This window comes from Nostoc sp. 'Peltigera membranacea cyanobiont' 232, assembly GCF_002245985.1.
Classification (GTDB): domain Bacteria; phylum Cyanobacteriota; class Cyanobacteriia; order Cyanobacteriales; family Nostocaceae; genus Nostoc.
Window position 1 is genome coordinate 32,337 of record NZ_NOLK01000032.1, and the last position, 24,968, is coordinate 57,304.

General features: G+C 43.4%; 16 protein-coding genes and 1 pseudogene. 11 read left to right on the forward strand and 6 right to left on the reverse strand.

The genetic code is table 11. The features are described from left to right. Nucleotides 1–106: 106 nt before the first annotated feature. Complete coding sequence (locus tag CDG79_RS13585; RefSeq protein WP_442946203.1) at nucleotides 107–1,549, reverse strand: HlyD family efflux transporter periplasmic adaptor subunit; 1,443 nt, start codon at nucleotides 1,547–1,549, stop codon at nucleotides 107–109. A 395-nt stretch (nucleotides 1,550–1,944) separates the two neighbouring features. On the opposite strand from CDG79_RS13585, the gene CDG79_RS42345 reads away from it, so the two are divergent. The 5 genes from CDG79_RS42345 to CDG79_RS13600 all read left to right on the forward strand — a co-directional run bounded on the left by CDG79_RS42345 (nucleotide 1,945) and on the right by CDG79_RS13600 (nucleotide 5,356). Continuing rightward, on the forward strand, nucleotides 1,945–2,118 hold the full coding sequence (locus CDG79_RS42345; protein ID WP_189524987.1) for a hypothetical protein: 174 nt from the start codon (nucleotides 1,945–1,947) through the stop codon (nucleotides 2,116–2,118). A gap of 120 nt (nucleotides 2,119–2,238) precedes the next feature. Further along, nucleotides 2,239–2,409: a hypothetical protein gene (locus CDG79_RS42350; RefSeq protein WP_189524988.1), complete on the forward strand. Its 171-nt coding sequence runs from the start codon at nucleotides 2,239–2,241 to the stop codon at nucleotides 2,407–2,409. Between the two features lie 85 nt (nucleotides 2,410–2,494). Then, a complete protein-coding gene (locus CDG79_RS13590; RefSeq protein ID WP_094342589.1) occupies nucleotides 2,495–2,737 on the forward strand; it encodes a hypothetical protein in 243 nt (80 codons plus the stop codon). Between the two features lie 105 nt (nucleotides 2,738–2,842). Beyond that, on the forward strand, nucleotides 2,843–3,037 hold the full coding sequence (locus tag CDG79_RS13595) for a hypothetical protein (RefSeq protein WP_094342590.1): 195 nt from the start codon (nucleotides 2,843–2,845) through the stop codon (nucleotides 3,035–3,037). 174 nt (nucleotides 3,038–3,211) lie between these two features. Further along, nucleotides 3,212–5,356: a peptidase domain-containing ABC transporter gene (locus tag CDG79_RS13600; protein ID WP_094342591.1), complete on the forward strand. Its 2,145-nt coding sequence runs from the start codon at nucleotides 3,212–3,214 to the stop codon at nucleotides 5,354–5,356. Between the two features lie 7 nt (nucleotides 5,357–5,363). On the opposite strand, the gene CDG79_RS13605 is transcribed toward CDG79_RS13600, so the two are convergent. From CDG79_RS13605 to hisD, 3 genes are all read right to left on the reverse strand, one after another. Next, nucleotides 5,364–5,960, reverse strand: a complete 597-nt coding sequence (locus tag CDG79_RS13605) for a Uma2 family endonuclease (RefSeq protein ID WP_094342592.1) — start codon at nucleotides 5,958–5,960, stop codon at nucleotides 5,364–5,366. Between the two features lie 32 nt (nucleotides 5,961–5,992). Then, nucleotides 5,993–6,418 carry a universal stress protein gene (locus CDG79_RS13610; protein WP_094342593.1) on the reverse strand — a complete coding sequence of 142 codons (426 nt, stop codon included), beginning with the start codon at nucleotides 6,416–6,418 and terminating at the stop codon, nucleotides 5,993–5,995. Nucleotides 6,419–6,908: 490 nt separating this feature from the next. Further along, nucleotides 6,909–8,210 carry a histidinol dehydrogenase gene (gene hisD / locus CDG79_RS13615; protein WP_094342594.1) on the reverse strand — a complete coding sequence of 434 codons (1,302 nt, stop codon included), beginning with the start codon at nucleotides 8,208–8,210 and terminating at the stop codon, nucleotides 6,909–6,911. Nucleotides 8,211–8,937: 727 nt separating this feature from the next. On the opposite strand from hisD, the gene rpsT reads away from it, so the two are divergent. The 6 genes from rpsT (at nucleotide 8,938) to CDG79_RS13650 (ending at nucleotide 22,435) form a co-directional block, all read left to right on the forward strand. Beyond that, nucleotides 8,938–9,237 (forward strand): 30S ribosomal protein S20, encoded by a 300-nt coding sequence (gene rpsT, locus CDG79_RS13620; protein WP_094342595.1) that lies wholly within the window; start codon nucleotides 8,938–8,940, stop codon nucleotides 9,235–9,237. Between the two features lie 326 nt (nucleotides 9,238–9,563). Continuing rightward, entirely contained in the window at nucleotides 9,564–10,349 is a 786-nt protein-coding gene (locus tag CDG79_RS13630; protein ID WP_094342605.1) for a TatD family hydrolase, read from the forward strand. 747 nt (nucleotides 10,350–11,096) lie between these two features. Further along, the gene (gene rpoB / locus CDG79_RS13635) at nucleotides 11,097–14,396 is read left to right on the forward strand and encodes a DNA-directed RNA polymerase subunit beta (RefSeq protein ID WP_094342606.1); all 3,300 of its coding nucleotides are present in this window, start codon (nucleotides 11,097–11,099) and stop codon (nucleotides 14,394–14,396) included. A 213-nt stretch (nucleotides 14,397–14,609) separates the two neighbouring features. Then, entirely contained in the window at nucleotides 14,610–16,487 is a 1,878-nt protein-coding gene (locus CDG79_RS13640; protein WP_094342607.1) for a DNA-directed RNA polymerase subunit gamma, read from the forward strand. A gap of 102 nt (nucleotides 16,488–16,589) precedes the next feature. Further along, nucleotides 16,590–20,639 (forward strand): DNA-directed RNA polymerase subunit beta'', encoded by a 4,050-nt coding sequence (locus tag CDG79_RS13645; RefSeq protein WP_094342597.1) that lies wholly within the window; start codon nucleotides 16,590–16,592, stop codon nucleotides 20,637–20,639. A gap of 461 nt (nucleotides 20,640–21,100) precedes the next feature. Beyond that, nucleotides 21,101–22,435, forward strand: coding sequence for a hypothetical protein (locus tag CDG79_RS13650; RefSeq protein ID WP_094342598.1), 1,335 nt, complete (start codon nucleotides 21,101–21,103; stop codon nucleotides 22,433–22,435). A gap of 101 nt (nucleotides 22,436–22,536) precedes the next feature. On the opposite strand, the gene CDG79_RS45470 is transcribed toward CDG79_RS13650, so the two are convergent. Together CDG79_RS45470 and CDG79_RS45475 are read right to left on the reverse strand one after the other, a co-directional pair. Beyond that, nucleotides 22,537–23,751 carry a PAS domain-containing sensor histidine kinase gene (locus CDG79_RS45470; RefSeq protein WP_442946205.1) on the reverse strand — a complete coding sequence of 405 codons (1,215 nt, stop codon included), beginning with the start codon at nucleotides 23,749–23,751 and terminating at the stop codon, nucleotides 22,537–22,539. Between the two features lie 87 nt (nucleotides 23,752–23,838). Next, nucleotides 23,839–24,633, reverse strand: a pseudogene (locus CDG79_RS45475) (GAF domain-containing protein); the annotation flags it as partial. Nucleotides 24,634–24,968 lie beyond the last annotated feature (335 nt).

Sequence of the window (24,968 nt, forward strand, 5' to 3'; positions counted from 1 at the left end):
CAAGGGGATTTTCCTTGTCTCTATGTGTCTGATCGATCAGCCTACAAATCTGTAAGCAGTCTTGCTTTTCTCAAAATAAATGTTAGAACAGTCTCTTCTTGAGAAATTATATCGGCTGTAATTTCCATGCCAGGTTGAATAGAGTAGGATTTATTACCCTTAATAAGATTAAGTCTATCGGGCTGGATTGTGATCTCATAGTAAGGTGCAACAGCAATATTGCTGTTAGTTTGAGGTGTAATCGCGTCAGCAGTAATACCTCTAACAGCACCATTGAGTGTCCCGTAATCTGGGTTGGGTAAGGATAGGCAGAAATCCGCATGATGACTTTACCTTCTGTGCATTCTGTTACTTGTACAGCTTTGCATACACGAACTTTGCTAATATCAGCAGCAGCAATCCGGGCTTTGATCGCCAAAGGAGTATTATTGGGAGCAATTTGTGCGATCGCATCTCCAGCCCTCACAACTTGCCCAGTATTTCTTAATTCCAGTTTGAGAATAGTACCAGCTTCCGAGGTACGAATTACACTTTTTTGCAGTTCTGTCAAGACTTGTTTTAGGTCTTTTTGAGCGTTGTTAATTGATGAATGGATTTCAATTGTACGCTGAAGCAGACTCTTTTTTTCTTGGTTCAATCTCGCCAAACTGACTTCACCTGTAGCACGTTCTTCGGCTATTTTCTCCGTTGCGATCGCTAACACTGCATTACTCGGATTCACCACCGCTAAAGCCCGATTTTTTCGAGCGATCGCAGCTTCTACAGATCGCCCTTGTCGCTCAATTACTTGTTTTTGGCTTTCCACAGCAGATGTTTGCGACTCCAGGGATTGTTGTTGTTGATCAACGGCGAGTTGAGCTTCTTCTAGTTGATTCAAAGAAATCGAGCCAGATTGGGCTATGGTTTTATAGCGATCGCGCTTGACAATAGCTGCTTTTAATGCTGCCTCAGTAGCTCTAGTATTTGCTTGGGCTGACTGTAAATCGGCTTGGGCTTTTTGCAATTCATCTTCGGCAATTTTAATATTAGCTTCAGCTTCTTGAACATCGCTATTAGCAGTGACTTTTCTATCTTGATAGTCGCGTTGGGTGCGATTCATATCTGCTTTAGCGGAAGCAACAGTGCGATCGCTGCGATTATTTTCAGCAGCAATTTGCCCATCTAAGGCGCGAATTTGGGCATCGAGTTGAGCTACTTGCTGCTGGTTTTGTTGAATATTCCCGATGAGTTGGCTTTTTTTAGTTTGGAGTTGAGAAGAGTCAATGTAGGCGATCGCATCTCCTTTTTTCAGTACTTGATTCTCTTTCACCAAGATGTTTTGAACAGTTCCCTCCATTGCCGCTTGCACTATCCGTATTTCCCCGTAAGGTCTGACCGTGGCGGCTGCTTTAACTGTGACATCGTATTTGGTAAAGGCGGCGAGAACAACAGCTATACCAAAAGTGCTAACTAAAAATAGCCCACCCAGAGTTGTCCACAGACTAATGGGGGGGAGGAATTCATCGCTTTTGATTGGGCGGAGAAAGTCTGAATTAGGGTTGTTGAGCATGAGTGCTTAATAGTACTTGTCTTTTATTGTTCCCTGTACCTTAGCAATTCAACCCTAGTTCATGAAAACCGCGAATTTAATGAAGATATCGTGAGTTGAAATCATGAGCAATTTCAGCGCAAATACTGGTGTGTTTTTTTACACGAGGATAAATTGGATATAGGCAAACAAATTGCTGAAGTTAAATGAGATGAAAAACAATCAACTTTTTACTGAGTTAAGTTCTAAAGAATCGGCTTCTGTTAATGGAAGTTTATCTTTTTGGCCTTTGTTGCCACCACGTTCTTCAAAGCCTCCTTTTCGTCCTCTTTTGCCTCCTCGTTATCGTCTATTCTAATAATTTGTCAATTTCATCAATTTCTCATTTTCAATAATTTACTATTAGGAAGTAAATCATGAATAATCAAAACTTGCTTTTTACCGAAATGACTGCTGAAGAAGCTGCTGCTATTAATGGTGGTGGTTGGGGAACTGTACTTAAACTCGTCTACCAAGGTGGTAAGTGGGTTTGGAGAGCTATTGAAGTCTATGGTGTATATGACACCGTAAAAAATTTATTCAAGAAATAACCCCAGTAATTGTAGGTAGTGAATAAAGTGATTTTCTCAAATTAAATCACTTTCATTACCTAACCTACATTGAATTTTGCTGCTTGATAATTTCCAATTAATCAAAAGGGAGACTCAAAAATGAAATCTACTACTGAAGGACAACTTTTCACCGAAATTACTACTGAAGAAGCTGCGAATATCAATGGAGGTAATTTATTTCAGCCAGTGGCTAATTGGATTAATGATCGAATTAACGAAACAAAGAAGGCAGTACAGACTGTTGTAAATTATTATAGGTTTAGACGTTAGTTTTAAGATGGTTTAATTAACTTTTCATGAGTCATATAGACTCTTGAAAAGTTAAAATATGATCAAAAAACGAAGAAACTAAAAAATGCAATCCACTACTAAAGAACAATTTTTCACTGAAATTTCTGCTGAAGAAGCTGCGAATATCAATGGCGGTTTTAGTTTTCCTTGGATGGAGCTTGCACAATACACATTCAAGGAACTAATTAAGTACAACACACGAATGGCTCCATACAGAAATGCGAATGGTCGCACAACTACTAGCTACGACCCCTATGATAAACCCCGCTTAGTGATCGTGTCTGGGACTGGGCAATACTCTAAATGACCTCAAAGCTGCCTCATTCATTTTTTTAAATTTAATGAGGAGGCTGCAAATTAAATTCATTATTTATTAATTGAATGATTTTGCAAGGAGCAAAAAATAAGCAACATGGAAGATAAAAATTCGCTTTTCACCGAAATTACTTCTGAAGAGTCTGCTAGTATCAATGGTGGATGGTTTTGGGTTGCTGTTACAGGTATGGCAACAGTTTATGGCGTTTTGCGTGATGCTCAAAAGCAAAAGGTAAATCGGGCTTTTAGTAAGTTGGGACAAGCATTATTTCAGCCAGTCAAAGTCTATTAGTACATCTGACATTTTTGCTAATTAGTTAGTAAATAACTTAGTTTTGTCTAACAAAAGACTCCCGTCTTTTTACAGGAGTCTTTTATTATTAGCTTGAGTATATTTATAGATAATATTGTAAAAACTAAATGAAGTAAAGTGTAATTTATATTAAGTTATCAAGGTGTATATTTAATGACTTATCAAAATGTTTTACAACATAGTGAAGAAGACTGCGGTGCTGCTTGCCTTGCTACTATTGCCAAACACTATAAACGTAATCTAAACATCAACCGCATCCGCGAAGCAGTAGGAACAGGACAACAAGGAACTACATTATTAGGTTTAAGACAAGGAGCAGAAATACTCGGTTTAAACGCTCGCACGCTTAAAGCGTCACCTGAAATACTCAACAGAATGAATGAAGCGCCATTACCAGCAATCATTCACTGGATGGGCTATCACTGGGTTGTTTTGTATGGTCAAAAAAGCGGAAAATATGTAATTGCCGATCCAGCCGTAGGCGTTCGTTATCTTTCCAAAAAAGAGTTAGCCGAGGCTTGGACTAACTGGGTAATACTTTTATTAGAGCCTGATGCAACTCGCTTTTTTGTCCAACCTGAAGATAAAATTAGCGGATTTGGACAATTTATTCAGCGAGTTTTACCTTACAAAGGCATTATTGCTCAAGCTTTTATTTATGCTTTAGTTTTGGGCTTACTCTCTTTAGCTTCCCCATTTCTTATTCAAATTCTTACTGATGATGTGTTAGTCAGAGGCGATATTAAACTGCTAAATGCTGTGGTTATTGCTGTTGTGGTAATGAATATTGTTAGTAGTAGCCTCAGATTAGTGCAGTCTAACTTAATTGCTCACTTTGCTCAACGCTTAGAATTAGGTTTAATTCTAGAATTTGGGCGACAAATTCTGCGCTTACCACTGAGTTATTATGAATCACGTCGTAGTGGTGAAATTGTCAGCAGATTACGAGATATTCAAGAAATTAATCAATTAGTTTCCCAGGTAATTAGCTCACTTCCTGCAAGTATATTTATTGCTTTTGTTTCTTTGGGATTCATGATTTTCTATAGTTGGAAACTTACGCTTATTTCTCTGCTAATTATTCCTTTAATGATGCTATCTACATTAATTTTTCAGCCCACACTACGACAAAAAACTCGTAATTTATTCGCATCAGAGGCAGAAAATCAAGGTGTTCTTGTGGAAAGTTTTAAAGGCGCACTCACACTCAAAACTACCACCGCAGCCCCTCAATTCTGGGAAGAATTTCAAAGTCGCTTTGGCACGGTGGCAAATATCACCTTTCGCACCATGCAAATTGGGATTATTAACAATACTTTCTCTAGTTTTGTTTCTGCTATTGGTGGTGTGAGTTTGCTTTGGTTTGGCAGTAACTTAGTGATTGCCAATGAAATCAGTATAGGTCAACTATTAGCTTTCAATGGTATGGCTGAGAATGTTCTAAATTTAGTTACTGAGTTGGTAAGATTTAATGATGAATTAATCAGAGTTAAAACTGCAACCCAACGCCTTACAGAAGTCATCAATGCTACACCAGAAAATCAAGGAGATACCAAAAAACCTTTTGCTAAAATTCCTGAGAAATCCAATATAATCTGCACAAATCTCAACTTTCATCACGCGGGTAGAGTTGACCTTTTAGAAGACTTCTCTGTGGCTATTCCTGGTGGTAAAGTTACCGCCCTCATTGGCAAATCTGGCTGTGGTAAAAGTACGCTGTCAAAATTGATTGCCGGTTTATATCCGCCTCAGTCTGGTAATATTCGTATTGGTATTTATAATCTGGAAGACCTTTCTTTAGATTGTCTCCGCCAACAAGTTATTTTGGTTCCCCAAGAAGCACACTTTTGGAGTAGGTCAATTCTAGAAAACTTCCGTTTAGGTTCGCCTAACGTTACTTTTGAGGAAATTGTTATAGCTTGTCAAATTGCGGGGGCTGATGATTTTATCAGCAAGTTACCCGATAAATATCAAACGGTTTTAGGTGAATTTGGCGCAAATATTTCTGGTGGACAAAGGCAACGACTAGCGATCGCACGCGCTATAGTAAACAAACCACCAGTTTTGATTTTAGATGAATCAACTGCCGGACTTGACCCTGTGAGTGAAGCAGAGGTTTTAGACAAGGTGCTGTTTTACCGTCAAGGCAAAACCACAATCCTGATTAGTCACCGTCCTAGAGTCATCAATCGGGCTGATTGGATTGTACTGCTTGACCAAGGTAAATTGAAAATTCAAGCGTCTCTAAAGAAGTTACGCCACGAACCAGGTGAGCATTTAGATTTTTTAAATCCTTAAATTCTTTTTAAGAATCGGTTGTCAAAACTTGTTCAACTGTTAATTCTAACTCTGGAAAAATTTGAGATAGAATGCGATCGCTACTAACAAACTCTACTGGTTCGTATAATTCTTCTATTAATGTGAAGACAGTCACTTTGCTCGTTAATGGATCGACAATCCAATATTCTGGAATGTTGAGAACATTATACTCAACTCGCTTGGCTCGATAGTCTACAGTCTTTGTTGATTCGCTAACGACTTCTACCACCAACAAAGGAGGTGATTCGTTGAGTTCAATAACTGCTTCTCGGTTTTTCAACTCCCGCCACTGAGGTAATGGCATCACAACTACATCTGGAATTCTCGATGTATCCCATCTGCCAGCACGGGGGGAACGAACACCGATAACCATTTGTTTAGAAGTCCAATCTAACTTTAGCCGGAGAATTTCTAATCGAAAGCAAACATTGAGAAATTCTGTTAAAGCCCCATGTTGTCCACTTCCTAGACTCATGGGAATTAGTTCTCCATTGACCAATTCGTAGCGGGTATCAGTGCCATCATCATAAGCCAGATACTCTTCAAAGGTAAGTCGTTTAGTAACTGCTGGGGTTGTAGTCATGGCACGATCGTTTGATTTGCCTTTACCTCATTCTAATTCGGCTTTACTACGAACACCGAACAATTAGCCTCTTCTACAACTTGACTGCTAACAGAACGCTGGACAATTCGCTTCATCCCAATCAACCCTCTACTGCCAATTACGATCAAGTCAGCTTTGTAAATATTGGCAAGGCGAATAATCTCTTCAGCAGGATCGCCAGTTACCAGTTCTAACTCACTTGTGACTGATAATTTTTCCTGATAGGATTGCAACTGTTTTTCCAACTGGAAATAAGAAAATGTTGGGGGCTCTGGTTGAGGACGATCGGCAGGTAGTTCCATTTCTGACTCTGGCGTGGGAAATACATGACAGAGAATAATCTTGGTATCTTTTGACAACGCAAAATTATCTAAACTCTGAATTACTCGTTCTCCAATTTCCGAACCATCTAGAGCTACCAAAATATTCTTTAGCACCGCTCTCGTCTCCTATAAGAGTAGATCCCTTAAATAAGTATGTAGTAAAACTGGAGTAAAACTTGTTGGCAGTTACACTAAATTTTTTCCCATCTGATTATTTAGTTTATGTATTGGAGGCTATGCCATAAATCGGTTTCACCAACTTTGACATTAGGGCGTGCTTGCTAGCTTATTACACAGATAACTCTTTCCTTAATAAGCCACTGGATTAGGCGGGCAATGCCTAATTTGTAGGGGAGCATCCCAAATGTGTAAATTCATTTTTTGGTAGTGCGGGCTTCTAGCCCGCTTCCTGGACATTAGGGAGCAAGATGCTCCCACTACAAATTTTATTTTGGCAAAATTGGGATACTCCCATTTGTAGATGCCCGCCAAAAGGCTTAAGCAGGGTAGCGACTTGTCGTCAAACATCGCCATCCAAACTTTTACTCATTACCGACAGAGTGACTTTTGTCAACAGTATTAGTAAAAACTTAACCATTCCAAATCACTCTTCTTGCTGAACTCGGCGGCGGACTGAATCAGCATGAGAAGGTAAGCCTTCTGCTGTTGCTAGGACATCAATGGCACCAGCCACATTTTGCAGCGCTGTTTGGGAGTATTGAATAATACTGGAGTGTTTCAGAAAGGTTTCAACACCTAACGCCGAGGCATAGCGGGCAGCGCCAGAAGTTGGCAAGGTGTGATTAGGCCCTGCCAAATAGTCTCCCACAGCTTCTGGTGTTGAGTAACCCAAAAAGATTGCCCCAGCGTGGCGAATCTGTGGTAAGAGTGCCCAAGGGTCTTTTACTTCTAATTCCAGGTGTTCGGGGGCAAATTCATTTGAGAGTTCTGCTGCTGCTTCGAGGGATTCCACAAGGACAATCAACCCATAATGAGCGATCGCTTTTTCTGTGTCTATTCGCCGTGGATGATCTACTAACTGCCTTTCCAAGGCTAATTGCACGTTTTTCGCCAAAGCCGCATCTGTCGTCAGCAAAATTGCTGCCGCCATTGGATCGTGTTCGGCTTGGGCTAGCAAGTCAGCAGCTACATGCACCGGATTTGCGGTTTCATCGGCAATCACCAGCACTTCGCTAGGGCCTGCCAAAGAATCAATACCAACGGTGCCATAGACAAGTTTTTTCGCTAGGGTGACATAAATGTTACCAGGCCCAGTAATCACATTCACTTTCGGAATCGTTTCTGTGCCATAAGCTAAAGCAGCGATCGCTTGTGCGCCCCCAATCCGATAAATTTCTTGTACTCCTGCTTCTTGGGCAGCTACCAAAACTGCTGGGTTAATTGCACCCCCTGGGCCTGGTGGTGTCACCATCACTATATGGGGTACAGCAGCAACACGAGCCGGAATTGCATTCATCAGCACTGTACTGGGATAGGCTGCACGGCCACCAGGCACATACAACCCCGCTCGATCTACAGGAGTGTAGCGTTTGCCCAGCACTATTTCATCGTCGCCAAAGTGTACCCAGCTTTTTGGGACTCGCTGACGATGAAACGCTTCAATTTGGCGGCAAGCTAGCCGAACTGCTCCCAACAACTCCTTTGACACCTGCTGATAGGCTGCATCTAGTTCCGAGCCTGTAACTCGAAGTTCTTCTGCTTTCAGGGTTTGTTTGTCAAATTCGGCTGTGTAATGCAATAGAGCTTTGTCGCCTTGGCGCTTCACTGCTTGCAAAACTTCGCGTACCGTTGCTTCTTTGTGAACCACTTGTTCGTCATGGGTGCGATCGCAGATCCGTTGCAGTTCTGCTCTAACGTCTGCCTGCTGAGTAATGATTCGCAGCATGGAGTAAGGACAATGCCAAAATTATAATATTCACACCTGAGATTTAGTATTGCTCTTGACCCACTGGGGTATGCAAGCTGACTCTAATTCTCTTCTCTAGCTTAACCTGGATTTTTTTGATACTCTCAAGACTGCCAATAGATGGTTTACTTGAGAAGGCAACTTAATTGCTCAGTCCGACAAACCTTAATAGGCTGACGGCAAGAAGTGGGTGTGCCATTTTCCACTACCCCTTTGCCCTTCCCCTCACTCCTTGCGGGGTGCAGGTGGTGTGTTTGTACATCAAATTCCCCATATTTACAGGGGATAGGGTCTGAGTATAATTATTACTTATTTTCCTAACTTATTAGTACTTAACATCTCCTAATACAGACACTATTTTATATCGCTTCTGTACTTTCAAACCTCCTGAAAAGCTGGTTACAGTTTTTTGCCTCTGAACAATACATCCTAAATTCAGGACAGATTACATTGACAATCGTACTGTTTTATCAGTTAGAGGCCAGTGAGTTAGGGTCACTGTTTTATTTTATATCGCTTATTTTAACGCATTTCCTCAATTGACGACACACTAAATTGGGGACTGGATAGATTGGGAAGCAGGAGAATAACTATTCCCCAATAGCAGAATTAATTTTTTTAGGAAATTATAACATTGGCAATTTGGATGCTATATTAGTAAGTCTAGTAGTGTGTGTACATATTAATAGTATTTTTGGAATTGACTGTGGCGAATACAAAGTCTTCTCTCAAGCGTGCCCAAATCGCAGAACGTAACCGACTGCGTAACAAAGCTTACAAATCAGCAGTCAAGACGCTGATGAAGAAATACTCTAGTGCGGTAGCTGTCTATACAGCTAATCCTACCCCAGAATTACAACAAGAAGCAGAGGCTCGGTTATCCGAAGCTTACGGCAAAATCGATAAAGCAGTCAAACGGGGTGTCCTTCACGCCAATAATGGCGCAAGGAAAAAGTCGAGATTGGCTCATAAACTAAAACCTGTAACTCAAACAGCAGCTGAATAATCATGAGTTGAGCCAGTGCGATCTTCTAACTGAGTGAATCACTAGGTTACGAATTTTCTGAAAGCTGTAGTAATTGGCGTAAAACGCCAGTTGCTCACCCGAAGCTAGTGTAGTTTGCAGGGTTTTCAACTGAAAATAGCAGGGCTGCCTTATCAGCAACTACTTTTGTTTATTCTAATTAAAACAAGTGGTGGGCTTGATTTCCCTCTTGAACATTTGGCGCTCGCGTGGCGGCTAGCAGAGGAGAAAGATTTACCTAGAGGGTCATTTGTCCTTAGTCGCGCTCACGGCTAACAATATGTATGACTAACGACAAAGAACAAAGAATGCAACTGGTAGACACGCACGTTCATCTCAACTTTGATAGTTTTCAGCCAGATTTAGCAACAGTGCGATCGCGGTGGCAAGAAGCAGGAGTAGTACATTTAGTCCATTCCTGTGTTCACCCTGATGAGTTTTCCAGCATCCAATCCATCGCCCACGAGTTTCCCGAAATCAGCTTTGCCGTGGGATTACACCCTTTAGATGCTGATAAATGGAATAGCGAGACAGCTGAGAAAATCAAAACTTTAGCTAGTTCTGACTCGAATGTTGTAGCAATTGGGGAAATGGGGCTGGATTTTTACAAAGCTGATAACTATGAGCATCAGCTAATGGTATTTGAGTCACAGTTAGCGATCGCATCTGAACTCAACTTACCAGTAATTATCCACTGCCGCGATGCTGCTGTGGCAACCAGGGAAGTCTTGCAAAAATGGCGCGAACTTAAGGGAGAAAGAGTGCGGGGTGTCATGCATTGCTGGGGAGGAACGCCAGAAGAAACTCAATGGTTTCTTGATTTAGGCTTCTACATCAGCTTTAGCGGGACAGTAACGTTCAAAAACGCCAAAGCAATCCAATCATCAGCTGCGATGGTAAGTAGCGATCGCCTACTAATTGAAACAGACTGCCCATTCCTCGCACCTGTTCCGAAACGGGGTGAGAGACGGAATGAGCCGGCTTACGTACTTTATGTAGCCGAGCAAGTAGCTAAACTGCGTCAAGAAACAGTAGAAGCGATCGCGCATCAAACCACCCAGAATGCCTGTGAACTATTCGGTCTGTCAATATAAAGTGGGATCTAATCTCTTTAATTCAGTTGTGCTAAAAAAAATAAAACTCTAGGAAGGGAAAATATGGTAATATTATTCCCTCAAAAACATTTTGCTTGCGCCATAATGATAAAGGAAGGAACCTAAAATTTCTGAGCCTAATTTTCCGTGATGTTATCGGCTTGGCCATCCTCCATATCTCCACAAGCGGATGCTCTCCACATAATGACTAACCGTGCCAAACCAGGTTGAGCTAGGCTTCTGCACAACATCGGCTTGATGTGTATTTAACCTATACAAAATCCTTAAACGAAATTGCCTTGTGAGTACAATCCAGCAAAACGAAGTGATTCTGATTCAAAACCGACAAGGTGCGGATCGTTCCCTCAGTCTTAGGATATCTCAAGATATCACTGAGAGTCTAAATAGCCGGGTGGATTTAAAACACACCGTCTAGAGCTGCGTCAGCAAATTAACGCGCTTTTTGGAGGGGAAATGAAGAACGTAGATAAAACTCAGGAATATCTCAACTGTATATTCTTCTTAAATCAAGACTATAGTGGGTTTTTGTTGTCTGAGTACCCGATTAGGGGCAATTATCCCCTTGTCCAAATTGCTCATTCCAGCTTTAATGGCTGCGTTTGCCCACACCTGTAAATAGCAAGTGTGTCAGAAGTTCCCAAACAACTAAGGACACTGCCTAGCAGTGGGAAGCGTGAAACAGCAGTGTCCAAGGGAAAATTTTACCAGGTTGACAAAGGAAGAGGCATGACTAAAGAAACATACATGGAACCCGCCTTTCTGTTGCCCGATTTGATTGAAATCCAGCGAGCGAGCTTTCGCTGGTTTTTGGAAGAAGGGCTGATAGAAGAACTGAACTCCTTTAGTCCTATTACAGATTATACGGGCAAATTAGAATTGCACTTTTTGGGTCATAACTACAAACTCAAGGAGCCAAAGTACAGCGTCGAAGAAGCGAAACGGCGGGATAGTACTTATGCCGTCCAAATGTATGTTCCCACAAGGCTGATTAATAAAGAAACCGGGGAAATCAAAGAGCAAGAGGTATTCATTGGTGATTTGCCTTTGATGACCGATCGCGGCACGTTTATTATTAACGGGGCCGAGCGGGTAATTGTCAACCAAATCGTGCGATCGCCAGGGGTTTATTACAAATCAGAAATTGATAAAAACGGGCGACGGACTTATTCAGCTAGCTTAATTCCCAACCGGGGAGCATGGCTGAAATTTGAAACAGACCGTAACGATTTGGTGTGGGTACGCATCGACAAAACCCGCAAACTCTCCGCGCAGGTACTACTAAAGGCTTTAGGGTTATCAGACAACGAAATCTTTGACGCTTTACGCCACCCTGAATATTTCCAAAAAACCATCGAAAAAGAAGGGCAATTTTCTGAAGAAGAAGCCCTGATGGAGTTATATCGGAAACTGCGTCCTGGTGAACCACCCACAGTATTAGGTGGACAACAACTCTTAGATTCTCGTTTCTTTGACCCGAAACGTTATGACCTCGGTCGCGTTGGGCGGTATAAACTCAACAAGAAATTGCGCCTTTCTGTCCCAGACACCATGCGGGTATTGACTGCTGGCGATATATTGGCAGCCGTAGATTACCTAATTAACCTAGAATATGATATCGGTAACATCGATGACATTGATCACTTAGGCAACCGTCGGGTGAGAAGCGTCGGTGAATTGCTGCAAAACCAAGTGCGGGTAGGCTTAAACCGTTTAGAGAGAATTATTCGGGAGCGGATGACCGTATCCGATGCCGAAGTATTAACCCCCGCTTCCTTGGTGAACCCCAAACCCTTGGTAGCAGCAATTAAAGAATTCTTTGGTTCCAGCCAGTTAAGTCAGTTCATGGATCAAACCAATCCTCTCGCAGAACTGACGCACAAACGCCGTTTGAGCGCTCTTGGCCCTGGTGGTTTAACCCGCGAACGCGCTGGGTTTGCTGTACGGGATATTCACCCTAGTCACTATGGACGCATTTGCCCTATTGAGACACCAGAAGGCCCCAACGCCGGATTGATTGGCTCCTTGGCAACCCATGCGCGGGTTAACTTGTACGGGTTCCTCGAAACACCATTTAGACCTGTAGAAAATGGGCGAGTCAGATTCGATCTGCCTCCAGCCTACATGACAGCCGATGAGGAAGACGATCTACGGGTTGCTCCTGGGGATATTCCTGTAGATGAAACCGGGCACATTATTGGCCCACTAGTACCAGTCCGGTATCGGCAAGAATTTTCCACCACAACACCGGAGCAAGTGGACTACGTAGCCGTATCTCCCGTACAGATTGTATCGGTAGCAACCAGCATGATTCCCTTTTTGGAGCATGATGACGCTAACCGGGCGCTGATGGGATCGAATATGCAACGGCAAGCAGTACCACTACTTAAGCCAGAGCGTCCTTTGGTGGGTACTGGTTTGGAAGCCCAAGGAGCAAGAGACTCCGGGATGGTGGTTGTATCGCGTACTGATGGCGATGTCACTTATGTGGATGCCACGGAAATTCGCGTCCGTCCTAAACCTAATACCTCAGAAATTAAATACACCCTTTCCAAGTACCAACGTTCTAACCAAGACACCTGTTTAAATCAAAAACCCCTCGTCCGCATTGGCGAAAAGGTTGTTGCTGGTCAGGTATTGGCTGATGGCTCCTCCACCGAAGGCGGTGAATTAGCGCTAGGACAAAATATCGTCGTAGCCTATATGCCTTGGGAAGGCTACAACTACGAAGATGCGATTTTAATCTCTGAAAGACTGGTGCAGGATGATGTCTACACCTCAATTCACATTGAGAAATATGAAATTGAAGCTAGACAGACGAAACTGGGGCCAGAAGAAATTACCAGAGAAATTCCCAACGTCGGGGAAGATGCCTTACGCCAGTTGGATGAACAAGGAATCATTCGCATTGGGGCGTGGGTAGAAGCTGGGGATATCTTAGTAGGAAAAGTCACACCTAAAGGTGAATCTGACCAACCGCCAGAAGAAAAACTGTTGCGGGCGATTTTCGGTGAAAAAGCGCGGGATGTGCGGGACAATTCCTTGCGAGTCCCCAACGGTGAAAAAGGTCGCGTCGTTGATGTGCGCTTGTTTACCCGCGAACAAGGCGATGAACTGCCACCAGGAGCCAATATGGTAGTCCGGGTATATGTTGCCCAAAAACGTAAAATCCAAGTTGGCGACAAAATGGCAGGACGACACGGTAATAAAGGGATTATTTCTCGGATATTGCCGGCAGAAGATATGCCTTATTTGCCCGATGGTTCACCAGTGGACATTGTACTCAACCCCTTGGGTGTACCCAGCCGGATGAACGTCGGACAAGTATTTGAATGCCTCTTGGGTTGGGCTGGTCAGACCTTGGGAGTACGATTTAAGATTACTCCCTTTGATGAAATGTACGGTGAAGAGACATCCCGCCGAATCGTGCATGGCAAATTGCAAGAAGCACGGGACGAAACAGGGAAAGACTGGGTATATAACCCAGATAACCCAGGCAAAATCATGGTGTATGACGGTCGTACAGGCGAACCCTTTGACCGAGCAATTACCATCGGTGTGGCTTACATGCTGAAGCTGGTGCATTTGGTGGATGATAAGATCCACGCCCGTTCTACAGGCCCATACTCACTGGTGACTCAGCAACCCTTGGGTGGTAAAGCACAACAAGGTGGTCAAAGGTTTGGGGAAATGGAAGTGTGGGCATTGGAAGCCTTTGGTGCAGCTTACACCTTACAGGAATTGCTCACAGTTAAATCTGACGATATGCAAGGACGGAATGAAGCGTTAAATGCGATCGTTAAAGGTAAGGCAATTCCTCGACCTGGAACTCCAGAATCCTTTAAGGTGCTAATGCGCGAGTTGCAATCATTGGGGTTAGACATTGCCGTACACAAGGTAGAAACCCAAGCAGATGGCAGTTCCCTAGATGTGGAAGTCGATTTGATGGCAGATCAATCAGCCCGTCGCACACCTCCTCGACCAACTTATGAATCTCTTTCCCGCGAATCGCTGGATGATGACGAGTAATTCGTAATTCGTAATTCGTAATTCGTAATTGAAGAGAAATTTAATAATTTGTAGTTCGAAATTGAAGAAAAATCGATAATTCCGAACTAGAAATCCAAAATTACTACTTCTTAACTACGAATTATGAATTACGTTGGCGTAGGTTGCGATCGCCACTATTACGAATTAGAAATTGTTAATTACGAATTACGAATTACGAATTACGAACTAATTATGAGACCTGCCCAAACTAATCAGTTTGACTACGTAAAAATCGGCTTGGCTTCCCCCGAACGCATTCGGCAATGGGGCGAAAGAACATTGCCTAATGGTCAAGTAGTTGGTGAAGTTACCAAGCCAGAGACGATTAACTACCGAACTCTCAAGCCAGAAATGGATGGCTTATTTTGTGAGCGCATTTTTGGCCCCGCAAAAGATTGGGAATGCCATTGTGGTAAGTATAAAAGAGTTCGTCATAGAGGTATTGTCTGTGAGCGTTGTGGGGTAGAAGTCACCGAGTCACGGGTGCGTCGTCACCGCATGGGTTACATTAAACTCGCTGCACCAGTCGCTCACGTTTGGTATCTCAAAGGCATTCCTAGCTATATTTCCATCCTGCTAGATATGCCCTTGCGGGATGTCGAGCAGATTGTCTATTTCAACTCTTATGTTGTCCTGAGTGCAGGTAATGCCGAAACTTTAACTTACAAACAGCTACTCAGTGAAGACCAGTGGTTGGAAATAGAAGACCAAATTTATAGCGAAGATTCTGTGCTGCAAGGCGTAGAAGTAGGCATTGGTGCGGAAGCGCTGTTGCGTTTGCTTGCTGATATCAATTTAGAGCAAGAAGCCGAAAGCCTACGCGAAGAAATTGGTAACGCCAAGGGACAAAAGAGAGCCAAGCTAATTAAGCGACTCCGGGTAATTGACAACTTTATCGCCACTGGTTCCAAACCAGAGTGGATGGTAATGGCAGTTATTCCCGTAATTCCTCCTGACTTGCGCCCAATGGTGCAACTAGATGGCGGACGGTTTGCCACCAGCGATTTGAATGATTTGTATCGGCGGGTAATTAACCGCAACAATCGTTTGGCACGCTTGCAAGAAATTTTGGCACCAGAGATTATTGTGCGGAACGAAAAGCGGATGCTGCAAGAAGCAGTGGATGCTTTGATTGACAATGGTCGTCGGGGACGCACTGTGGTAGGGGCAAATAACCGACCACTGAAATCTTTGTCTGACATTATTGAGGGTAAGCAAGGACGTTTCCGACAAAACTTGTTAGGTAAACGGGTTGACTACTCTGGACGTTCGGTAATTGTGGTCGGGCCAAAGCTGAAAATTCACCAGTGCGGTTTGCCTAGAGAAATGGCAATTGAGCTATTTCAACCATTTGTGATTAACCGCCTTATCCGTAGCGGCATGGTAAATAATATCAAAGCTGCGAAAAAGTTGATATCGCGTAACGATCCCAGTGTTTGGGATGTGCTGGAAGAGGTGATTGAAGGACACCCTGTAATGCTAAATCGGGCACCAACGTTGCACCGATTGGGTATTCAGTCTTTTGAACCGATTTTAGTAGAAGGTAGAGCGATTCAATTGCATCCTCTGGTGTGTCCAGCGTTTAACGCCGACTTTGACGGCGACCAAATGGCGGTACACGTCCCTCTGTCGTTAGAAAGTCAGGCTGAAGCCCGGTTGCTGATGTTGGCTTCTAACAATATTTTGTCACCAGCCACGGGTAAACCGATCATCACGCCTAGCCAAGATATGGTGTTGGGAGCGTATTACTTAACCGCAGAAAATCCCGGTGCGACAAAAGGTGCAGGAAATTACTTTTCTTCGCTAGAGGATGTAATTATGGCTTTCCAGCAAGATCAAATTGACTTGCACGCCTATATTTACGTAAGGTTTGATGGTGAAATAGAATCAGACCAACCCGATACGGAACCCGTGAAAGTGACGGAAAACGAGGATGGTACTCGCACATTACTCTATAAGTTCCGTCGAGTCAGACAAGACGCTAAAGGCAATGTACTTTCACAGTATATATACACAACTCCTGGCCGCGTTATTTACAACAATGCCATTCAGGAAGCACTAGCAAGTTAATTCGTAATTTCTAATTCGTAATTCGTAATTAATTCTTCAATTACGAATTACGAACTACGAATTACGAATTATTAATTATTGATGACTCAGGACTAATGATTAATGACTAACGAAAAAATGATTTTTCGCAATCGCGTGGTTGACAAAGGTCAACTGAGAAATTTAATTTCTTGGGCTTTTACGAATTATGGTACAGCGCGAACCGCAGTGATGGCGGACAAATTGAAAGATTTGGGATTTCGCTACGCTACCAAAGCAGGGGTTTCCATCAGTGTAGATGACCTGATGATACCACCAACTAAGCGATTGCTCTTAGAAGCAGCCGAGGAAGAAATTCGCGCTACTGAAACCCGTTATCAACGGGGAGAAATCACTGAAGTAGAACGCTTCCAAAAGGTAATTGATACCTGGAATGGTACCAGTGAAGCCTTGAAAGATGAAGTCGTCGTCCACTTCAAGAAGACTAATCCCCTGAATTCCGTATATATGATGGCATTCTCCGGGGCGCGGGGTAACATCTCCCAAGTGCGGCAGTTGGTGGGGATGCGGGGACTGATGGCAGATCCTCAAGGGGAAATTATCGATTTACCGATCAAAACCAACTTCCGTGAAGGACTCACGGTGACGGAATACATTATTTCGTCTTACGGTGCCAGAAAAGGATTGGTAGATACTGCCTTGCGGACGGCTGACTCTGGTTATCTTACCCGCCGGTTGGTGGACGTTTCTCAGGATGTAATTATTCGGGAATTTGACTGCGGCACTACTAGAGGTCTGACCATTCGACCAATGACAGAAGGTGCCAAAACCTTGATTCCTTTAGGAACCCGCTTGATGGGACGGGTAATTGGGGAAGATGTGGTGCATCCGGTAACAAAAGAATTGATTGCAGCACGTAATTCCCCAATTCCTGAAGAATTGGCGAAGAAGATTGAAAAATCTGGGGTGGGAGAAGTTGTGGTGCGATCGCCACTAACTTGTGAAGCCGCACGTTCTGTCTGTCAACACTGCTACGGCTGGAGTTTGGCCCACGCCAAGATGGTAGACTTAGGCGAAGCTGTGGGGATCATTGCTGCCCAAAGTATCGGTGAACCTGGTACTCAGCTAACCATGCGGACATTCCACACTGGTGGGGTGTTTACTGGGGAAGTGGCGCAACAAGTTCGTTCTAAAATTGATGGGACTGTCAAGCTTCCCCGCAAGCTGAAGACTAGAACATATCGGACTCGCCACGGAGAAGATGCCCTATATGTTGAGGCGAATGGCATCATGCTTTTGGAACCAACAAAAGTAGGTGATGTTACCCCAGAAAACCAAGAGGTTCATCTGACCCAAGGTTCAACACTATACGTATTTGATGGAAATAAGGTAAAGCAAGGTCAGTTGTTGGCAGAGGTTGCCCTTGGTGGACGCACAACTCGGACTAATACAGAAAAAGCAGTTAAAGATGTTGCCTCTGACTTAGCTGGGGAAGTGCAATTTGCCGAAGTAGTTCCAGAACAAAAAACTGACCGTCAAGGTAATACCACAACCACAGCCGCACGTGGTGGTTTGATTTGGATTCTGTCTGGGGAAGTTTACAACTTGCCACCTGGTGCAGAATTGGTGGTGAAAAATGGTGATGCGATCGCTTCTAATGGAGTTTTAGCAGAAACCAAGTTAAGCAGTTTGCACGGTGGTGTGGTGCGCTTACCCGAAGCTACCCCAGGTAAGAGTACCAGAGAAATTGAGATTATCACTGCTTCTGTGGTCTTAGACCAGGCAACGGTGACAGTTCAAAGTTCTCAAGGTCGCAATAACTACTTAGTTTCCACTGGCAACAACCAGGTATTTAACCTCCGGGCTACACCAGGCACAAAAGTGCAAAACGGTCAAGTAGTAGCAGAGTTAATTGATGACCGCTATCGCACAACAACTGGTGGATTCCTGAAATTCGCGGGTGTCGAAGTCCAGAAAAAAGGTAAAGCCAAGCTGGGTTATGAAGTTGTGCAGGGCGGTACTCTGTTGTGGATTCCCGAAGAAAGCCACGAAGTTAATAAAGATATCTCCTTGCTGTTGGTGGAAGACGGTCAGTTTGTAGAAGCTGGCACCGAAGTCGTGAAGGATATCTTCTGCCAAAACAGTGGTGTGGTAGAAGTGACTCAGAAAAACGATATCCTGCGGGAAGTTGTGGTCAAGCCAGGCGAACTGCTGATGGTGGACGATCCAGAATCAGTCATCGGGCGAGATAACACCTTCATCCAACCAGGTGAGGAATTCCAAGGCAATGTCGCCACGGAATTGCGTTATATCCAGTATGTGGAGACACCAGAAGGACCTGCATTGTTGAGTCGTCCAGTAGTTGAGTTTGCCGTACCTGATAACCCAGATGTCCCATCAACTACATCGGTAAGCCAACAAACCGGGCGATCGATTCAGTTACGGGCGGTGCAGAGACTCCCTTACAAAGATTCGGAACGTGTCAAGTCTGTTGAAGGTGTAGAACTGCTGCGAACCCAGCTAGTACTGGAAATTGACCAAGAAGGGGAACAAGACCACAATGCTTCGCCCCTAGCAGCTGATATTGAACTGGTACAGGATACTGAAGACCTAGAAGTTCAACGCTTGCAACTGGTGATTTTGGAGTCCTTGGTAATTCGTCGAGATATTACCGCCGATGCCACCCAAGGTAGCACCCAGACAACACTTGAGGTACACGATGGGCTTTCCATTGCCCCTGGAGCCGTGGTAGCACGTACCCAAATCTTGTGTAAAGAAGGGGGGGAAGTGCGGGGTGTCCAAAAAGGAACCGAAAACGTGCGTCGCTGTTTGGTGCTGCGCGACGTTGACAGGATCGTTACGAATACTAGTACTCAGCCCAAAGTAAAAGTGGGTGACTTGCTAGTAGAAGGTACAGAAATTGCTCCTGGAGTTTTTGCCCAAGAATCAGGGCAAGTAGTGGATATTAAAAATGCCCCTGCTACACCTGGTAGTGACTCAGCTTTGAGTACTAAAAACTACGCTATTACTAGCCGTATCGGTCGCCCCTATCGAGTCAGCCCTGGTGCTGTGTTGCAGATAGAAGACGGCGATTTGGTACAACGGGGTGATAACTTGGTGTTGCTGGTGTTTGAACGCGCCAAAACTGGAGATATCATTCAAGGTTTGCCCCGGATTGAAGAACTACTTGAAGCTCGTAAACCCAAAGAAGCGTGCATTCTATGTCGCCGCGCGGGTGAAGTTAAGGTAGTTTACGCTGAAAGTGGTGATGAAGCGATCGCTATCAAGGTCGTAGAATCAAATGGCGTGGTGACAGATTATCCTCTGGGGCCTGGACAAAACTTGATTGTGCCAGATGGCTCAATGGTACTAGCGGGACAACCGTTAACTGATGGCCCATCTAATCCCCACGAAATTTTAGAAATCTTCTTTAGCCTTGGTTCCGAAGATGGAATCTATGCCTGTGCTAGCCTTGCCTTGCAGAAGGTACAGACATTCTTGGTGAATGAAGTGCAAATGGTGTATCAATCTCAAGGAATTGATATTTCCGATAAGCACATTGAAGTAATCGTTCGCCAGATGACCAACAAAGTCAGGATTGATGATGGTGGCGACACCACCATGCTTCCCGGCGAATTGGTGGAACTGCGCCAAGTTGAGCAGGTGAACGAAGCTATGGCAATTACAGGCGGTGCTAGGGCACAGTATACCCCAGTATTGTTGGGGATCACCAAAGCATCGTTGAACACCGACAGCTTTATCTCCGCCGCATCATTCCAAGAGACAACACGGGTACTTACCGAAGCCGCTATCGAAGGCAAATCTGACTGGCTGCGCGGATTAAAGGAAAACGTGATTATCGGGCGATTGATTCCGGCTGGTACTGGGTACAATACCTATGATGAACCTGGTGCGATCGAAGATTATGCTGCTGAAATTACCAGTAGTGTCTTGGATGAAGTTGACGATCCCCTGGATATGGTATTAGATGACCGCACAGCCCGCACCTATAATTTAGATTCTCCGACTCTTGGCGAATCTGGCTTTGGTAGCAGACGTGCAGAAAGGTCAATTCTAGATGAAGAAGATGAATTAATCGCCGATGAAGTAGTAGACGACGATGATTTCGAGGAAGAAGAGGAAGACGACGAGGATGATTTCGACGACGAATAGAGACTTTAAATTTTGCGTCTCTCTTAAAAGGTAAAAACTAAAAAGGTAAAAGAAAATCTTCTTTTGCCTTTTTATTTTGCTTTCTAAAAACACACAATGAGCAACTGTACAGATAGCTAGCTTTTTTAGATTTGCGATTGCAACGAAGTGAGGCAATCACAAAATCTCTGCGATTACTTCACTTCGTTCGTAATGATAAGTATTCATCCGAACTTGATAGTATTCTTAGATGCTTAAAAGAAGACTAGCTTATATGTATCACCAATTTTACCAATAGGAGCAGAAGCTGAAATATTTTTATATTCGTCTTGATAGGTTAGATTAGCAATACACTCAAGCTGTACTTTGTCAGCAAGCGTCTTTATATGCTAAGTACACGCCACCATAAATCTAGCAATAGCTAGATGCTGTAATTCTCTTAAACGCTATAATCTACATCTGTTGCACCGAGATATTAACTTGTGGATGTCATATTAGAACGATCGCACCAATTAAAACAAGCCTTAGTAGATTTTGTCTTTGATGCTGAAGGCGAACTGGCAAAAGCACTGGAAACTTATGCCGCAGAACAGTCGCGCCGTGGAAGTGGCGATAGTACGCAGCAGGACTTAATCATCGATAGCTTTCTGACAGCCGGGAAAGTTGGTGACAAATCACCATTAGAGTTGTTTATCGAAAGCCATCCAGATTTAGAACAGAGCGATCGCAACCTGATCGAAAGCTGGCATCATAGTTTTATTGGCTTATTTGCCATTAGTAATATCCTACCTGATGGCTTTGAGTTGACTAACTGGCTCACAGATAAACGCTACATTGTCAAGCCAAACAATACCCAAACATTACAGGCAATATCTCGGTTGAAAGTAGGAGAAATTTTACTAACTCGCATTTCTCCTGTCACCGATAGCTACTGGATGTTATCTGGCCCCTACACAATAATGGGTAAATTAGGCAAACCAAAACTGGCTGTAGCAATTGGCAATTTCAAAGAAAACTATAAAAGTAATCTTTACAGTGATGCTCCAGACTTGCTAGAAGAAGCTTGGCAGTCAGTAGAAAAATATCATCAACAGTTTGTGGACTTTTTTGGCTCTGATGAAATCACCCTATCTGGATACCATTTAAATAAAAAGATAGCCGAATTTCAAGAAGTAATTACAGAAAAAACCCTTGCAGCCGCAGGAATTGATCCTTCAAAATCTTTAGCAGAAGTGGCAGAAGCAGCTGGCATTGGAGACGAGGAAATCAAAGCAGCAGCACAAGAATTTGGTGCTGATTCCAACGTAGTCTCTCAGATGTTGAACAGCAAAGGCGGCAATAGCAAAATGGTGATGCCAAAGGTTGATTTACCTGCTGAACTCAAGAAAGCTGAACAGGTAACAGCCCTTTCTCATCCCCGTTGGGGACAAATGTTTTTACCAACATATAGTAAGATACAAGCAATCTTATCGGCAGATGACTGGCAAGGTATTCAAGGGGCGGAAAAACTAGTTCGTTATTACCTTGAAGATAAAAGTATTAATGCTTTTATCTGGCATCGATTAGCGCAACAGTATCCAACTCAATTAGAAAATGTGTTACAAACATTTTTGCAACGTCCAGAGTTTAGTCTTGAAAGTGACTTAGATGCACTTTTGCAAGAATTCCACAAACCTATTGAGCCAGAGTTACCAGATATTGCCAGTGTACCCATACATTTGCATAACTTATTTCAAGAAGCTTTAGGAGAAGTTAGCAAATCTAAGCCCAAGGGTAAGGGGCAACAAAAGCCAGCAAAGGGTTTTCAAAGAGGTTAGTAAATATATAGCAAACCTTTCCCTACCCACTTAGTATTTCTGGCAATTTGACAAAACTAATTTTGTCAAATTGTCACGAATGGGGGCAAGGGACACTGTTGTTAAAACACTGGGATCTCAATGACAAATTCTGTGCCTTTTACCAGTACAGAATTGCAACTCAACTTACCACGGTGGTTATCCTCAACAATTTGACGGGCAATCGCTAATCCTAATCCTGTTCCTTTGCCAACGGTTTTTGTAGTGAATAGGTTGTCAAATATACGTTCTCGCCGCTCCTCTGGTATCCCAGTCCCGTTATCTGCAATTTTTACCACAATAGTCTTTTGTTGACCTCTGCAAGTTGTAATGGTGATACGATTTGGATTGGTTTTAATGTCGGTAACATTGCGTCCCTGATTCGATTCTTCTAAAGCATCGATTGCATTCGCCACAATGTTCATAAACACTTGGTTTAACTGTCCTGGAAAACATTCAATTTGGGGGAGATTACCATATTTTTTGACTACCTCGATTTCTGGACGATTGCCATTGGCTTTGAGGCGATGTCTGAGAATTAGGATGGTGCTATCAATGCCTTCGTGAATATTGAAGGAGATTTTGCGATCGCGATCGGCTCTGGAAAAAGTGCGGAGACTATTACTGATTTCGCGGATGCGATCAATTCCCACTTTCATGGATGAGATTAACTTGGGTAAATCTTCTCGTACATACTCCAGGTCGATCGCTTCTATCTCGTCCTGAATTGCCGCAGTCGGATCGGGGTATTCTTGTTGATACAAATCAATCAACCTAAAGGTGTCATTAATATAATCTGAGGCGGGTTGTAAATTGCCAGCAATAAAACCAACAGGGTTGTTAATTTCGTGAGCCACACCAGCCACCAAATTACCGAGAGCCGACATTTTTTCCGACTGCACGATTTGAAGTTGGGCTTGTTGAATTTCTTCCTCGGCCAGCTTGCGATCGCTAATGTCTCGCACAACACCGTGTACTATTTGTGTAGTATTGTAGGGAATTCTAGTCAGCATCACCTCTGCCCAAAATTCTTCACCATTGGCACGTTTATGTATCCACTCAAACCGATGGCATCCGGTTTGCAACACTTTGGCAATCATCACATTTGTTTTCTCAGAGGAAGATTGACCATCGGGTTGAAATTCACTTGAGATGTCTGACGGGTGACGAGAATAAAGCTGGTCTTTGTGACTGTATGCAAACAGTTCAACTGTTGCCTGATTGCAGTCAACCAATCCATCACAACCCCAAAGCATAATGGCATCTGCTGATTTTTCAAACAATTCTTTGAAACGCATTTCTGATTGCTGTAATTTATGCAGCGACTCTTGTAATACTTGGCTTTTTTCTTGTTCATGAGCATAGAGTCGGGCATTTTCTAAAGAAATGGCGGCTTGAGTACAGAGTAGATTGAGAATATTGACGCGATCGCTGGTAAATGCCCCAGTTGTGAGATTATTTTCTAAATAAACGATGCCAGCAAATTTGCCCCGGAGCAAAATCGGGCTACACAAAATGCTCTTTGGCTGTTGAGACAGAATATAAGAGTCGCTGGCAAAGCGGGGATCGGCAGTTGCATCAAACAGTACAGTCGGCTCCAAGGAGTGTTTGACGCTATAAACCAGTTCTAGAGGAATGTCTTGGCTTTCTTCGACGGGAATTTGTTGGAGAACAATTGGTTCCATCCCAGCATTGACAATCCCTTTGATGAGTAGGCGTTCGTCCCGCAGCAACATTAACACGCATTTATCTGCCCCCGCATTTTCGATCGTCACCTGAAGCAGCGTCGCCAGCAATTTTTCTAATTCAATTTCGCTAGAAAGGGTCTGGGAGGCTTTGAGTACTGTTGCTAAATCGAGCGTCTCTGAAATACTGTCTGATGTAGAAGTTTTATTGTTATAAAAAGATAGGGTCAAAAAACTATCAGTTGTATTTAAGGACTGTTCTCGCTGTTGTAAAATCGGTGCTAAAAGCTGCGGATAGCGTTTTTCCAAGTCATCAACTTTGGCTTTAGCTCCCCAACGAACATAGCAATAGTAAGCATTGAATAGATATTCTTGAGCAATCCGTTCTTTACCCCATTCCAGATATAATCGGGCCGTAAGCTCATTGGCAAGGGCTTCAGTGTAGAGGTACTTGTTGGCTTTTGCTATGGCAATAGCGCGATCGTAGCATCCCACAGCTTGACCATAAAATTGACGAATTCGGGCAATTTCTGCCTCTAATAGTAAGGAAAAAGCTAGATAGTTCTCTGGGCAAGTATCTGCCCATAATTTGAATTTTTGACTATATTTTTGGAGCTTTTCTAAATATTCATGCCGTAACGTTTCATTCGTACTGCCATAAACATAAAGTTGTATTATGCTGAGAGCTTGATAAAAATCATGGAGAATAATTTGAAACTGGCCCTATAGTGAAGCGTGAGTTTTTTCTGCTTCTAATCCCAATTGGTAAGCCGTAGCATAATCACCATAGCTATAGTGGAGAAAAGCTTTAGCAAAATAGTAGGTACTCA

Excerpts from the sequence above, each read along its gene's own strand:
- CDG79_RS13585 (WP_442946203.1), bottom strand. The coding sequence starts at position 1,549 with ATGCTCAACAACCCTAATTCAGACTTTCTCCGCCCAATCAAAAGCGAT.
- CDG79_RS42345 (WP_189524987.1), top strand. The coding sequence starts at position 1,945 with ATGAATAATCAAAACTTGCTTTTTACCGAAATGACTGCTGAAGAAGCT.
- CDG79_RS42350 (WP_189524988.1), top strand. The coding sequence starts at position 2,239 with ATGAAATCTACTACTGAAGGACAACTTTTCACCGAAATTACTACTGAA.
- CDG79_RS13590 (WP_094342589.1), top strand. The coding sequence starts at position 2,495 with ATGCAATCCACTACTAAAGAACAATTTTTCACTGAAATTTCTGCTGAA.
- CDG79_RS13595 (WP_094342590.1), top strand. The coding sequence starts at position 2,843 with ATGGAAGATAAAAATTCGCTTTTCACCGAAATTACTTCTGAAGAGTCT.
- CDG79_RS13600 (WP_094342591.1), top strand. The coding sequence starts at position 3,212 with ATGACTTATCAAAATGTTTTACAACATAGTGAAGAAGACTGCGGTGCT.
- CDG79_RS13605 (WP_094342592.1), bottom strand. The coding sequence starts at position 5,960 with ATGACTACAACCCCAGCAGTTACTAAACGACTTACCTTTGAAGAGTAT.
- hisD (WP_094342594.1), bottom strand. The coding sequence starts at position 8,210 with ATGCTGCGAATCATTACTCAGCAGGCAGACGTTAGAGCAGAACTGCAA.
- CDG79_RS13630 (WP_094342605.1), top strand. The coding sequence starts at position 9,564 with ATGCAACTGGTAGACACGCACGTTCATCTCAACTTTGATAGTTTTCAG.
- rpoB (WP_094342606.1), top strand. The coding sequence starts at position 11,097 with ATGACTAAAGAAACATACATGGAACCCGCCTTTCTGTTGCCCGATTTG.
- CDG79_RS13640 (WP_094342607.1), top strand. The coding sequence starts at position 14,610 with ATGAGACCTGCCCAAACTAATCAGTTTGACTACGTAAAAATCGGCTTG.
- CDG79_RS13645 (WP_094342597.1), top strand. The coding sequence starts at position 16,590 with ATGACTAACGAAAAAATGATTTTTCGCAATCGCGTGGTTGACAAAGGT.
- CDG79_RS45470 (WP_442946205.1), bottom strand. The coding sequence starts at position 23,751 with ATGCGTTTCAAAGAATTGTTTGAAAAATCAGCAGATGCCATTATGCTT.